The organism is Mesorhizobium sp. M7A.F.Ca.MR.245.00.0.0 (assembly GCF_003997415.1).
In the GTDB taxonomy this organism is placed as follows: Bacteria; Pseudomonadota; Alphaproteobacteria; order Rhizobiales; family Rhizobiaceae; genus Mesorhizobium.
The window spans coordinates 37,185-49,921 of sequence record NZ_RZTE01000029.1; the positions used below are offsets into that span (position 1 = coordinate 37,185).

A 12,737-nucleotide genomic window follows, 5' to 3' on the forward strand; every position below is an offset into this window, starting at 1 on the left:
GACCACGACCATGCCCTATATGAAGGTCGTCATCGACACGATGAAGGAAAAGGGCATCCGCGACGATTATGTCGTGCTGGTCGGCGGCGCGCCGCTGAACGAGGAATTCGGCAAGGCCGTCGGCGCCGATGCCTATTGCCGTGATGCGGCCGTGGCGGTCGAAACCGCCAAGGACTTCATGAAGCGCAAGCACAATGTGCGCGCTTCGGCCTGATTGGCCATTTCGGCCGGACAACAGGAAAAGCCGCGCCTTGCAGCGCGGCTTTTTTGTTCCCAGATGAAGAAGGCCGGGTGCGGATCAGGGATTGTTGACGGTGTCCTCGACCGCATTGGCGGTTGATTTGACGTCCTTGCCGACGCCTCGGACGGTGTTCGCACAAGCCGTGAGGGCCAGGGCGCAGGTCAAGATGGCAATTGGCGTGATGCGTAGCAGTTTCATGGACGGTGTCTCCCTCAATAGATAAATTAGCGCTACAGCAACGAAGGCCGGCTCGACGGGTTCCATGGCCAAGACGCAAAAAACGAAACCGAATCAAGACGCCAGGCTGCTCGTTATCGCCTGTGGGATGATTGCGCGCGAAATTCTGGCCGTCAAGGAACAGCTCGGACTGGATCACCTCGACCTGACCTGCCTGCCGGCAGAATTCCATTTCTATCCGGACCGCATCGCCCCGGCCATGGACAAGGCAATCGAAAAGGCCAAGGCCGAAGGCTACAGCAACATCTTCGTCGGCTATGCCGACTGCGGCACCGGCGGCCTGCTCGACCGCATCTGCGAGAAGCACGGCGTCGAGCGCATGGCGGGCCCGCACTGCTTTGCCTTCTATCAAGGCATGGAGGCCTATGCGAAAGTCGCCGACGACGACATGATGTCCTTCTACATGACCGACTTCCTCTGCCGGCAGTTCGACGCCTTCTTCATGAAACCGCTCGGCCTCGACAAGCACCCGGAGTTGATCAAGGACTATTTCGGCAACTACGAGAAGCTGATCTATCTGGCCCAGACCAATGATCCGGAACTCGACAAGGTCGCCGAAAAGGCAGCCAGAATGCTTGGTCTCGTCTATGAACGCCGCGCAACCGGCTATGGCGACCTGACGGCCGGAATGGCGCAGGCGGCTGCACACGCCTGAAGCAATTCCTGACCCCGCTATGCTCCAACCCTGGGTGACAGGCCGCCGAGAACGGGTAAGTTGTGCGCCATAAGGCAACAGGCCCTCCAGGCCATTCGAACGTGGAAACGCACCGATGACCCCTCGCCTCTTGATAGCCGCACTCGGTCTCCTCTGTTTCGCCCTGCCCGCTCATGCCGATGGCGACGTACAGAAACTCATCACCCCGGCCGACAAGAAGCGGCTCGACAATTATGGCGAGACGCGCAAGGCGGCGCTTGCCGAGGCGAAAGCTGGAGATGCGGCCGAGGTCAAGCAACTCGACGCCTTGCTGGCAAAACCGCTGGTGGCCTTTTCCGACAAGGACCTGACCGGCAGTTGGCGGTGCCGCACCATCAAGGCCGGCGGGTCTTTGCCGCTCGTCATCTATGGCTGGTTCAAGTGCAAGGTCACCGACGACGGTTCCGGCTGGCGGCTGGAAAAGATCAGCGGCTCGCAGCGCACCAAGGGCCGCTTCTTCGATGATGGCGAGAAACGCGCGATCTATCTCGGCTCCTTCTATGTCAACGATGATCCGGCAAAGCCCTATGGCAGCGGCCCGCAAACCGACCAGGTCGGCTATGCCTTCCGCAACAGCGCCAAGGAATGGCGCATCGAATTTCCGGCGCCCTACTACGAATCGAAGCTCGATATCATCGAATTCAAGCGCTGACTGTGTATCGAAGGCTGATCACCAAGGATTAACCCGGACGCCCTAGCATCCCGACCATTATCAAGAACGGGTTGCTTGGAGGGGGCAAGATCCATGGCAGCATCAGAATCCAGTACGCGGATCGTGGTCGTCACCGGAGGCGGCCAGCATGTCTGGGCTATCGTCAACGCGATCACCGACCGCGTCGGCCCTGTCAGCGTCATCCTCGAAACGCCTGAATCCAAAAAGCAATTGCTTCGCGGCCGGGCTCGCCGCCAGGGCTGGATCTCCGCCATCGGCCAACTTGGCACGATGGTGCTCAGCAGACTGGGCAAACGGCTTCTCGCCAGCCATGCCGCCCGGCTGATTGCCGAGGAAAAGCTCGAGGTCGAGCCGCGGCGGGATCAGGAAATCATCCATGTCGCCTCAGCCAACGGGCCGGAATGCCTCGAAGCGATCAAGAAGATCCAGCCAGGCGTTGTCCTGCTTAATGGCTGCAGGCTGTTGTCGAAGGACATGCTTGCCCGGATGCCTTGCCCGGTGCTCAACTATCACGCCGGCATCACGCCGAAATACCGCGGCATGAACGGTGGCTACTGGGCGTTGACGTCAGGCGACCCGCAGAATTTCGGCACCACCGTGCATCTGGTCGATGCCGGCGTCGATACGGGCGCCGTGCTGAAACAGGTGCGCGGTCAACCGAAACGCGGCGACACCATCTCCAGCTACGCGTTGCGCCAGGCAGCGTTCTCGCGCGACATCTGCGTCGAGGCGGTCAGCGATGTTCTGGCCGGAAAAATCACCACCGTCGACCCCGGCCTGCCATCGCAGCAATGGTATCATCCGACGATCTGGTTCTATCTCTGGACTGGCCTGAGAACCGGCATCTGGTAACGCGTTCCTCGTCAGGATCCGCATGCCGTGCGCCGGCTTTTCCGAAGCCTCGAACCGGGCGCCGGCAGACGCCGGAAACGAATAATCACACCTTTCATTTTACGACATCCAAATGCGTCGCTTTTGAATGCGCGCGCGTCGTCCCATAACAAGCGGCCCCACTGCGCTTCCGGCAATGCTCGCAGAACGAGGAGTGAGAATTCATGGCCGATCTGATCGTCGTCTACTGGCGCGACATCCCAGCCCAAATCATCGTCAAGAAGGGCCGGCAGAACGCCAAGCGCGAACTGCCGCTGCGCTTTACCGAAGCGATCGACATGTGCGCGATGCGCACTGGCGCCGGCGGCACCGACGATTATCTGGCCGAATGGCGCAAGGCCGATCCCGTCCCGGTCGGCGATGACCTCGAAGCCGAGGTCGAGAAGGCATTCAACGACATCGACACGAAATACGACCGCGAGCGGCTGGTCGCCCTGGTCAAGGCAGGCGGCAAAGAAAATGTCTGAAACCTTTCCTGCCAAGGATGGCCAAAGGGTTGTTCAGCCGGTTACCCAGGCCACTCTGGTCAAGAAGGCAGCGCCGAAATCCGACTACAAGCCGGCCGATGTATCGCCGCAGCGGCGCGTGCAGCGTTCCTTTGCGGTCAGATTATGGTCTGTGCGGCACTCGCGATTACTCGAATGGTTCTACGCCAAATTCGCCGACCTGTTCCTGCTCCTCCATCCGCTGTGGAAAGGCATCGGCTACGGCCGCGTCGAAGGGCCGATCAAATTCGTCGAGAAGCGCGTCAAGGGCTTCATGTTCGACTGCCGCATGTGCGGCCAGTGCATATTGTCCTCGACCGGCATGTCCTGCCCGATGAACTGCCCCAAGCAATTGCGCAACGGTCCTTGCGGTGGCGTTCGCGCCAACGGCAATTGCGAGGTCGAGCCCGATATGCCCTGCGTCTGGGTCAAGGCCTGGGAAGGCTCGCAGAACATGGTGCACGGCGACAGGATCCTGACCGTGCAGAAGCCGGTCGACCAGTCGCTGCGCGAAACCTCGGCCTGGCTGCGGGTGACCGCGCAGGCGGCCGCCGCGCGCGAAGCGGCCGCTGCCGCCAAGAAGGCAAACACCGGGGCACCGGCATGATCGGACGCCAGATCGACGAGAACCCGGCCGGCATCCATCTGCCGCTCGAGCCCCTGCCCGGCCACACTTCGCGCGGCCGGCTGGAGCGCGTACTGCGGCGCGGCGAGTTCGCCGTGACGACGGAGCTCAACCCGCCCGACAGCGCCGATCCGGAAGACGTCTATAACAGGGCGAAAATCTTCGACGGCTGGGTCGATGCCATCAACGCCGTCGACGCCTCGGGCGCCAATTGCCACATGTCGTCGGTCGGTATCTGCGCGCTTTTGACCCGCATGGGCTATGCACCGATCATGCAGATCGCCTGCCGCGACAAGAACCGCATCGCCATCCAGGGTGACGTGCTGGGTGGTGCCGCCATGGGCGTCGCCAACATGCTGTGCCTCACCGGCGACGGTGTGCAGGCCGGCGACCAGCCCGGCGCCAAGCCGGTGTTCGACCTCGACTGCATGTCACTGTTGGAAACCTGCCGCATCATGCGCGACAATGGCAAGTTCCTGTCCGGCCGCAAGCTGACGACGCCGCCGCAGCTTTTCCTGGGTGCTGCGATCAATCCGTTCGCGCCACCGATCGACTTCCGGCCGCATCGGCTGGGCAAGAAGATCGCCGCCGGCGCGCAATTCGTACAGAGCCAGTATTGCTTCGACGTGCCGATGTTCCGCACCTACATGCAAAAGGTGCGCGACCTCGGCTGCACCGAAAAATGCTTCATCCTGGTTGGCGTCGGGCCGCTGGCCTCGGCCAAAACGGCCAAGTGGATCCGCTCGAACGTGCCGGGCATCCATATTCCCGATTCTGTCATCAAGCGGCTGGAAGGCGCCCAGGACCAGAAAAAGGAAGGCAAGCAGCTCTGCATCGACATCATCAACGAGGTGAAGGAAATATCCGGCGTTTCCGGCGTTCACGTGATGGCCTACCGGCAGGAAGAATATGTTGCCGAGATCGTCGATGAATCGGGCGTGCTGAAGGGCCGCCAGCCATGGAAACGTGAGATCCGCCGCGACGATCAGCTTGTCGCCGACCGGCTCGACAGCATCTTGCACGACGACATTACCGAAACGCAGGTGGACATGGTGAAGACCGCGCACTGACGGCGCGGACGGCCACCCATTCGCTTGAACGAAACCAGATAACGATATAAAGAAATCTTTATATCACGGCGGAGAGAATTCATGACCCGTACCATCGTCGCTTCGGCGACACGAGAAATCATCATCGGCTTCGACCAGCCGTTCTGCGTGATCGGTGAACGCATCAATCCGACCGGCCGCAAGAAGCTGGCCGCCGAGATGATCGCGGGCAATTTCGAGACCGTCATCAGGGATGCATTGGAGCAGGCAGCCTGTGGCGCCACCATGCTCGACGTCAATGCCGGCGTTACCTCGGTCAATCCGAACGAGACCGAACCCGGCCTTTTGGTGCAGACGCTGGAGATCGTGCAAGGGCTGGTCGACCTGCCGCTGTCGATCGACAGTTCCGTCACCGCCGCGATCGAAGCAGCACTCAAGGTCGCCAAGGGCCGCCCGCTGGTCAACTCCGTCACCGGCGAGGAAGAAAAGCTCGAAGCCATCCTGCCGCTGGTCAAGAAGTACAACGTGCCGGTCGTCGCCATCTCCAACGACGAGACCGGTATCTCAATGGATCCGGACGTGCGTTTCGCCGTCGCCAAGAAGATCGTCGAGCGCTGCGCCGATTTCGGCATCCCGGCGCATGACGTCGTCGTCGACCCGCTGGTCATGCCGATCGGCGCGCTCGGCGACGCCGGCCGCCAGGTCTTCGCGCTGCTGCGCCGCCTGCGTGAAGAGCTCAAGGTCAACACCACCTGCGGCCTGTCCAACATCTCGTTCGGCCTGCCGCACCGCCACGGCATCAACGCCGCCTTCATCCCGATGGTGATCGGCGCCGGCATGACCTCGGCGATCATGAACCCGGTGCGGCCGCAGGAAATGGAAGCCGTACGCGGCGCCAATGTGCTGAACGGCACCGACGAGAACTGCACAAACTGGATCCGCACCTACAAGGATTACAAGCCCGCCGAAGGCGGCCAGGCGGTCGCCGCCCCGACGCAGGTCAATGCGCCGGGCGACGGCGCCAGCAATGGCGGCCGCCGCCGTGGCGGCCGTGAAGCCCGGATGGGCCGAGGGTAAGCGCGCAATCGTGAACTCACCTGCCAACATCACCGACCCGCTCGTGCTGTTCATGCCGTCCGGCAAGCGCGGGCGTTTTCCTGTCGGCACGCCGGTGCTCGATGCCGCGCGCCAGCTAGGCGTCTATGTCGAAAGCGTCTGCGGCGGACGCGCCACTTGCGGACGCTGCCAGATCGAAGTGCAGGAAGGCAATTTCGCCAAGCACAAGATCACCTCCTCCAACGACCACATCACGCCCAAGGGCGCCAAGGAAGAGCGCTATGAGCGCGTCCGTGGCCTGCCCGAACGGCGCCGCCTCTCCTGCTCGGCGCAGATTCTCGGCGACCTCGTCATCGACGTGCCGCAGGACACGGTCATCAACGCGCAGACCATCCGCAAGGATGCCGACACCAGGGTGATCGCCCGCGATTCAGCGATCCGCATGTGCTATGTCGAGATCGAAGAACCCGACATGCACAAGCCGCTTGGCGATCTCGACCGGCTGAAGATCGCGCTGATGCACGACTGGGGCCTGAAAAGCCTCGATTTCGATTTTCATCTGCTGCCGCAGGTGCAAGGCATCCTGCGCAAGGGCAACTGGACCGCGACCGCCGCCATCTACAAGGATACCGATTCGGAGACAGCGCGCGTCGTGGCGCTGTGGCCCGGCCTCAAGAACGAGGCCTACGGTCTCGCCTGCGACATCGGCTCGACCACCATCGCCATGCATCTGGTGTCGCTGCTGTCGGGCCGCGTCGCCGCCTCGTCCGGCACCTCGAACCCGCAGATCCGCTTCGGCGAGGATCTGATGAGCCGCGTCTCCTATGTGATGATGAATCCTGACGGCCGCGAAGGCATGACGGTCGCCGTGCGCGAGGCAATCTCCGGGCTGGTCGACAAGGTCTGCGCCGAAGGCAATGTCCAGCGCAACGACATCCTGGACAGCGTCTTCGTCGGCAATCCGATCATGCACCATCTGTTCCTCGGCATCGATCCGACCGAGCTTGGCGGCGCGCCCTTTGCGCTGGCCGTTTCGGGCGCTGTGCACATCAAGGCATCCGACATCGGCCTGAAGCTCAACCAGGGCGCCAGGCTCTACATGCTGCCTTGCATCGCCGGCCATGTCGGGGCGGACGCGGCGGCGGTGACGCTGTCGGAAGGGCCGCATCGCCAGGACGAGATGATGCTGATCGTCGATGTCGGTACCAATGCCGAGATCGTACTCGGCAATCGCCAGCGTGTGGTTGCGGCCTCCTCGCCCACAGGCCCTGCCTTCGAGGGTGCCGAAATCTCCGGCGGCCAGCGCGCAGCACCGGGCGCCATCGAGCGTGTGCGCATCGATCCCGATACACTGGAACCAAAATACCGCGTCATCGGCTCTGAACTGTGGTCCGACGAGCCGGGCTTCCTGGAAAGCGTCCAGGCAACCGGCGTCACCGGCATCTGCGGTTCCGGCATCATCGAAGTGGTGGCGGAGATGTATCTCGCCGGCATCATTTCCGAGGACGGCGTCATCGACGGCGGGCTTTCGGCCCGTTCGCCGCGCGTCACCGCCAACGGCCGCACCTTCTCCTATGTGCTGAAGGAAGGCTCTGCCGCATTGACGGAAGATGGGCCGAAGATCACCATCACCCAGACCGATGTGCGCGCCATTCAGCTTGCCAAGGCAGCGCTTTATGCCGGCACCAAGCTGTTGATGGAAAAGCAGAACACCGAGCATGTCGACCGCATCCATTTCGCCGGCGCCTTCGGCTCTTTCATCGATCCGAAATACGCCATGGTGCTCGGGCTGATCCCGGATTGCGACCTCGACAAGGTCTCGGCCGTCGGCAACGCCGCCGGTGCCGGCGCGCGCATGGCGCTGCTCAATCGCGGCTACCGCCGCGAGATCGAGGACACGGTCAGCAAGATCGAGAAGATCGAGACGGCCCTGGAACCGAAATTCCAGGAGCATTTCGTCTACGCCATGGCGCTGCCCAACAAGGTCGATCCGTTCCCGAAGCTGTCGGCAGCGGTGAAACTGCCGCCGCGCAAGACGGTCAGCGAGGACGGCATTGCCGGCGACGCCGCTCCGCGACGGCGTTCGCGCGAAGGCCACGCCGCCAGGCGTGGACGGGAATAAGCGGCCGCGCCCAGGTCACGGCCTTTCCAAACTCATTTGCATGCAAATGTTTCCGGATCGCCTGATCCGGAAACCAAAAAGCTGTTTTCGTGAAATTCGCCAGATACATGGCAGGCGCATTCAACCGGCATCGAATGGCAGGCTGGAGATATCTTTCCAGCCGCCGCAACGCTCCAGAGGAGACAACGATGTCAATGCTCGAAAACCTCGGCCGCTATGGCACGGCCATCAAGAATGCTCACGACCGCAGCAAGGCGCGACGCCTATTGAACAGCCTGCCGCCCGAAATCCAGAAGGATATCGGCTGGCCGGTATCGCCGCGATCCAGCGAAAAGGCCGCACTTATCAACACGATCTGGAGCGCCGCGCGCTGATGACCTTCGCCGACAAATGCAAATTGCTCGGCATGCGTCGGGGATCTCGCATGTCCCCGGCGACCACCAGCAACCGGCTGCGTGCCGCACTTCTACCACGTCGCTGAGCACCGCGGCGCGGATCACACCACCGTGTAGATACGGCGCAAATCTTGACATTTTCGGCCACGGCACGATCTTCGAAGATAGTGGGGTTCTCTTAGTCGGCTTTGCCGAAGTTCGTGTATTCGCATGCCAAGTTTGAAAAGCCATGTCGTGTCTTTCGTCCTGCGGCACAGCCGCAAGCAGGCATTTGCCAGTCCGGAAAATTTGCAGCGCTGGATCGCGGCCGCGCGCAAGACCGAGAACCACCGCCCGCCCGCCTCGCTGCATCAGCGTCTCGACATCGAGATGCATACGGTCGATGGCTTCCCCGTCTACGAAATCGCACCCAGGACCGGCGAGCAGAAGCGGATTCTCTACTTGCACGGCGGTGCCTATGTCTTTGAAATCACACCCTATCATTGGCACCTGATCGCCGAGATGGCGGATCGGCTGGGCTACGGGATCACGGTGCCGATCTATCCAATCGCTCCCGAACACGATTTCCATGCCATGTTCGGAATGGTTGGCGATGTCTACCGGCAGATGCTCGCCGAGACGGAAGCCGAAGACATCGTCTTCATGGGCGATTCCGCCGGCGGCAATATGGCTGTGGTGCTGACCATGATGGTCGCCGAAGAAGGACTGCCCCTGCCGTCGCGGCATGTGCTCATTTCGCCGGGTCTCGACGTGTCGCTCACCAACCCCGCAGTGTTCGAGGCGGAACGCAACGACCCTTGGCTGGGCATAGCTGGCGGAAGGGAGGCGATTCGCCTGTACAGTGCCGGCATCGATCCCAGCGACTGGCACATCAGCCCGGTCTATGGAGATCTGTCCGTGCTGCCAAGAACGCTGCTTTTGACCGGCTCGCGCGATCTTTTGACTCCCGACAATCTGATCTTCGCCGAAAAAGCCCGCGCAGCCGGCGTTGAAATCGATCTTGTCTATGAGGAAGGCATGTTCCACGTCTGGCCGTTGATTGACATGCCGGAAGCCCGGCGCGCCCGCGAGCGCATCGTCGCCTTTCTCGGGGAGAGCCGGATCGTGCACGATACGAGAGTAAGGCCTGAACAGCGCCCCGCCGAAGCGGCGGAGTAGCTTTATACTATCGTCCTACCAGCCGGTCAGAACTTGCCGGTTTCCCGGAAGACTTCGAAAGTCGCGCGGATGTGGTCGGCAACGGCCTTGACCGGGGCACTGGCATCCGGCGCCACCACCATTGCCAGATTGTAGGTCCCGATGTCGGGCATGCCGTCCTTCGGGCAGAGTTCGACCATGTCATTGCCGAGGAACGACTTCGGCAATGGCGCCACGGCGAGATCGGACATGATCGCGGCGCGCTGGCCGGCCGTGTGTGCGCTCATATAGGCGATGCGGTAGTTGCGGCCCTCGCGGCCAAGCGCGTCGAGCGCGCCGGCACGCCAGGCGCAGCCCTCTTCCCACAGCGATACCGGCAGCGGCTCGCGCAAATGCGCGCAGCCGCCCTTGGCACCGGCCCAGACGATCGGCTCGGTCAGCAGCACCTCGGCGCCGAGCGCGCTGGTCTTGTAGGAATTGGTCAACAGCGTGATGTCGAGCGCCCGGTCGTCCATGCGCCGGCGCAGATTGCTGCTCTGGTCGATGGTGACGTCGACGGCGATCGACGGATGCGACTGCGCGAAACGCTTCAACACATGCGGCAGCACGCGCTCACCGTAATCATCCGGCGAGCCAAGCCGCACCACACCGACAATCTCGGGAATGATGAACTTCGACACCACCTCGCGATTGATGGACAGCAGCCGGCGGGCATAGCCGAGCAGCATCTCGCCGTCCGTCGTCAGCGACACCGAGCGAGCGTCGCGCGCGAACACGGAGCGGCCGAGAATGTCCTCGAGCTTCTTGATCTGCATGGAAACGGCTGACGGCGTGCGGAACACGGCATTGGCGGCGGTGGTGAAGCTGCCGGTCTCGGCAATCGCCACGAACGTGCGCAAAACATCGAGATCGAGCAGCGGCAGCGGATGATTGAGCGGGGCGTTCATGGCAACCGACCTTCAATTTTTCTGATACAAAACATCATTCCATTTCGTTTGATTGAACATCAGATTGGGAGGATAGTCAACTCCATCGAAGCAGTAGCTGCCACAAGCAGCCATGAAACGACCTCGACACAGACCTGCATTCGACACGAAATGAAGTTGAAACAAACCCGCAGTAGCCAACTCGCTGTCTGGCACTAGCCAACCTAAAGGAGAAAGAGATGTCTATCCTGTCGTCCCTTGGTCGCATCGCGACCGAATTCAGCGCGGCGCGCGCCCGCTACCAGACTGAACGCGCTATCCGCTCCCTGCCGATCGAACTGCAGAAGGACATCGGCTGGCCTGAAGCTTCCGATACCAAGACCGGTACTCGCAACGGCGTCGGATCCTGGGCTGGAGCAAAGTAGATCGTGTGTACCATGTGCTGAAGGCCTGCCGCGCAAACCGCCCGGCAGGCCTTCTCTATTTTATTTGCACTCAAATGAATTTTTAGAGCCATGTTTCCAGCGCATGACGCATATGAGAAAGCCGCATAGCAGCCCTCTTTTCAATTAATCCCTTGTAAATAATCGTAAATTTTGGGCACCTTGCCCAAATCTGTCGCAACCGATGTCGCATTTCATATCAAGCGCTTCGCTTTTGCGATTTAGTTTCTGCTTACACAAGCCTATATCGGCGCCAGCAAACGAGCTGCCCCACTCCATCAAGCGAAGGCGACCCGTCTGAGCAACAAATGGAGATGATTATGAAGCTTTTTGCACGCCTCTTTGCCCGCCGCGAAATGAACCTGACCACCGCTCTCGAGCGTCAGCGTCTCGCCAACACTATGCCCGGCCAGACCGGCGCCATGAATGCGGCGCGCCTCGGCTTCGTCGCCTGAAGATTTTTAGGGGCAGCGCATCCCTGCCGCTGCTTTAAAACTGTAACGCCGCCTGGCTCCAGCCAAGCGGCGTTTTTGTTTTGCGCGCAGGCAGTACGTTGCCCGTCCCTTGAACAGTTCGTGCCACTTCCAGGGCTCGCTGCACGCCGATTGCCCATTTGCGACCCATGTCGCAAATTTAATCTTGTCGTAGCGGCGTAGCCGATTGACAGACATGGTTTTTCCTGATGTCGCTATGCTATTCGCGACATCCTGTTCGCGCCATGGCTGTGTGAGGTTCCCTTGAACGCCGTAAAGCATCCGATCAAGCGATCGTTTGTATTCTTCCTTATTCCCGATTTCACCATGATCGCTTTTGCGACCGCGCTCGACCCGTTGCGTTCGGCCAATCGCATGCTCGGCTACGAGGCCTATCGCTGGCGCCTCGCCAGCATCGACGGCAAGCCGGTGCGCGCCTCGAACGGGGTCGAATGCGCGGTCAACACGTCGCTCGAGGATGAACGCAAGAAGATGGCAGGTCCCGACCGGCCGAACATGGCCATCGTCTGCAGCGGCATCAATGTCGAGCGCTACCAGAACAAGTCCGCCTTCGCCTGGCTGCGCGAGGAATACAATCGCGGCGTCGCCGTCGGCGGCCTGTGCACCGGCGCGCATATCCTCGCCGCCGCCGGCCTGCTGTCCAACAAGCGCTGCGCCATCCACTGGGAGAACCTGCCGGGCTTTTCCGAAGCGTTCCCGAAGGCCAATGTCTTTGCCGACCTCTTCGAGATCGACCAGAACATCTACACCTGCGCCGGCGGCACCGCCGCGCTCGACATGATGCTGAAGCTGATCGGCGACGACTTTGACGAGAACCTCGTCAACCGCGTCTGCGAGCAGGTGCTGACCGACCGCGTGCGCAGCCCCACCGACCGCCAGCGCCTGCCACTACGCGCCCGCCTCGGCGTCCAGAACTCGAAAGTGCTGACCATCATCGAACTGATGGAGGGCAATCTGTCGGAGCCGCTGTCACTGATCGAGATCGCCGACCATGTCGACCTGTCGCGCCGCCAGATCGAACGGCTGTTCCGCACCGAGATGGGGCGCTCCCCTGCCCGCTACTATCTCGAAATCCGGCTCGACCGCGCCCGACATCTGCTGATCCAGTCGTCGATGCCGGTGGTCGAGGTGGCGGTCGCCTGCGGCTTCGTCTCGGCCTCGCATTTCTCCAAATGCTACCGAGAACTCTACGCCCGCTCGCCGCAGCAGGAGCGCGTCGACCGCAAGCAGCTGCTGGCGGCCTGATCCGATATCCCTTAGAGAATTGTC

15 protein-coding genes and 1 pseudogene are annotated in these 12,737 nt (G+C 61.6%); 14 read left to right on the forward strand and 2 right to left on the reverse strand.

Annotated elements, in window-relative coordinates; translation table 11 throughout:
* Positions 1-214 (forward strand): annotated as a pseudogene (locus EOB80_RS35500) (cobalamin-binding protein); the annotation flags it as partial.
* An 84-nt stretch (positions 215-298) separates the two neighbouring features.
* Here EOB80_RS35500 and EOB80_RS24475 read toward each other — a convergent pair.
* Positions 299-439 carry an entericidin A/B family lipoprotein gene (locus EOB80_RS24475; RefSeq protein ID WP_023812312.1) on the reverse strand — a complete coding sequence of 47 codons (141 nt, stop codon included), beginning with the start codon at positions 437-439 and terminating at the stop codon, positions 299-301.
* Between the two features lie 64 nt (positions 440-503).
* Between EOB80_RS24475 and EOB80_RS24480 the strand changes: the two genes are divergently transcribed.
* The 10 genes from EOB80_RS24480 (at position 504) to EOB80_RS24525 (ending at position 9,626) form a co-directional block, all read left to right on the forward strand.
* Complete coding sequence (locus tag EOB80_RS24480) at positions 504-1,133, forward strand: DUF1638 domain-containing protein (RefSeq protein WP_127330299.1); 630 nt, start codon at positions 504-506, stop codon at positions 1,131-1,133.
* Between the two features lie 115 nt (positions 1,134-1,248).
* Positions 1,249-1,824 (forward strand): DUF4893 domain-containing protein, encoded by a 576-nt coding sequence (locus EOB80_RS24485; RefSeq protein ID WP_127317921.1) that lies wholly within the window; start codon positions 1,249-1,251, stop codon positions 1,822-1,824.
* A gap of 93 nt (positions 1,825-1,917) precedes the next feature.
* Positions 1,918-2,697 carry a formyl transferase gene (locus EOB80_RS24490; protein WP_127271185.1) on the forward strand — a complete coding sequence of 260 codons (780 nt, stop codon included), beginning with the start codon at positions 1,918-1,920 and terminating at the stop codon, positions 2,695-2,697.
* A gap of 203 nt (positions 2,698-2,900) precedes the next feature.
* Complete coding sequence (locus EOB80_RS24495) at positions 2,901-3,203, forward strand: virulence factor (protein WP_023812316.1); 303 nt, start codon at positions 2,901-2,903, stop codon at positions 3,201-3,203.
* Complete coding sequence (locus EOB80_RS24500; protein ID WP_127330301.1) at positions 3,196-3,828, forward strand: methylenetetrahydrofolate reductase C-terminal domain-containing protein; 633 nt, start codon at positions 3,196-3,198, stop codon at positions 3,826-3,828. Before EOB80_RS24495 ends, EOB80_RS24500 begins: the two co-directional genes overlap by 8 nt.
* Positions 3,825-4,916: a methylenetetrahydrofolate reductase gene (locus EOB80_RS24505; RefSeq protein ID WP_127330303.1), complete on the forward strand. Its 1,092-nt coding sequence runs from the start codon at positions 3,825-3,827 to the stop codon at positions 4,914-4,916. The genes EOB80_RS24500 and EOB80_RS24505 overlap by 4 nt, the downstream gene beginning before the upstream one ends.
* A gap of 81 nt (positions 4,917-4,997) precedes the next feature.
* Entirely contained in the window at positions 4,998-5,972 is a 975-nt protein-coding gene (locus EOB80_RS24510) for a methyltetrahydrofolate cobalamin methyltransferase (protein ID WP_127330305.1), read from the forward strand.
* A complete protein-coding gene (locus EOB80_RS24515; RefSeq protein ID WP_127330307.1) occupies positions 5,923-8,073 on the forward strand; it encodes an ASKHA domain-containing protein in 2,151 nt (716 codons plus the stop codon). Before EOB80_RS24510 ends, EOB80_RS24515 begins: the two co-directional genes overlap by 50 nt.
* A gap of 188 nt (positions 8,074-8,261) precedes the next feature.
* Positions 8,262-8,447: a hypothetical protein gene (locus EOB80_RS24520; RefSeq protein ID WP_127271300.1), complete on the forward strand. Its 186-nt coding sequence runs from the start codon at positions 8,262-8,264 to the stop codon at positions 8,445-8,447.
* 231 nt (positions 8,448-8,678) lie between these two features.
* On the forward strand, positions 8,679-9,626 hold the full coding sequence (locus EOB80_RS24525) for an alpha/beta hydrolase (RefSeq protein ID WP_127317949.1): 948 nt from the start codon (positions 8,679-8,681) through the stop codon (positions 9,624-9,626).
* A 26-nt stretch (positions 9,627-9,652) separates the two neighbouring features.
* Here EOB80_RS24525 and EOB80_RS24530 read toward each other — a convergent pair whose 3' ends face one another.
* Positions 9,653-10,552 carry a LysR substrate-binding domain-containing protein gene (locus tag EOB80_RS24530; protein WP_013531163.1) on the reverse strand — a complete coding sequence of 300 codons (900 nt, stop codon included), beginning with the start codon at positions 10,550-10,552 and terminating at the stop codon, positions 9,653-9,655.
* Positions 10,553-10,770: 218 nt separating this feature from the next.
* Here EOB80_RS24530 and EOB80_RS24535 point away from each other — a divergent pair, with 218 nt between their 5' ends.
* The 3 genes from EOB80_RS24535 (at position 10,771) to EOB80_RS24550 (ending at position 12,713) form a co-directional block, all read left to right on the forward strand.
* Complete coding sequence (locus EOB80_RS24535) at positions 10,771-10,956, forward strand: hypothetical protein (RefSeq protein WP_032930657.1); 186 nt, start codon at positions 10,771-10,773, stop codon at positions 10,954-10,956.
* Positions 10,957-11,294: 338 nt separating this feature from the next.
* Complete coding sequence (locus tag EOB80_RS35895) at positions 11,295-11,429, forward strand: hypothetical protein (protein WP_013531161.1); 135 nt, start codon at positions 11,295-11,297, stop codon at positions 11,427-11,429.
* A gap of 345 nt (positions 11,430-11,774) precedes the next feature.
* Positions 11,775-12,713, forward strand: a complete 939-nt coding sequence (locus tag EOB80_RS24550) for a GlxA family transcriptional regulator (protein ID WP_348625597.1) — start codon at positions 11,775-11,777, stop codon at positions 12,711-12,713.
* The last annotated feature ends 24 nt before the right edge of the window (positions 12,714-12,737 follow it).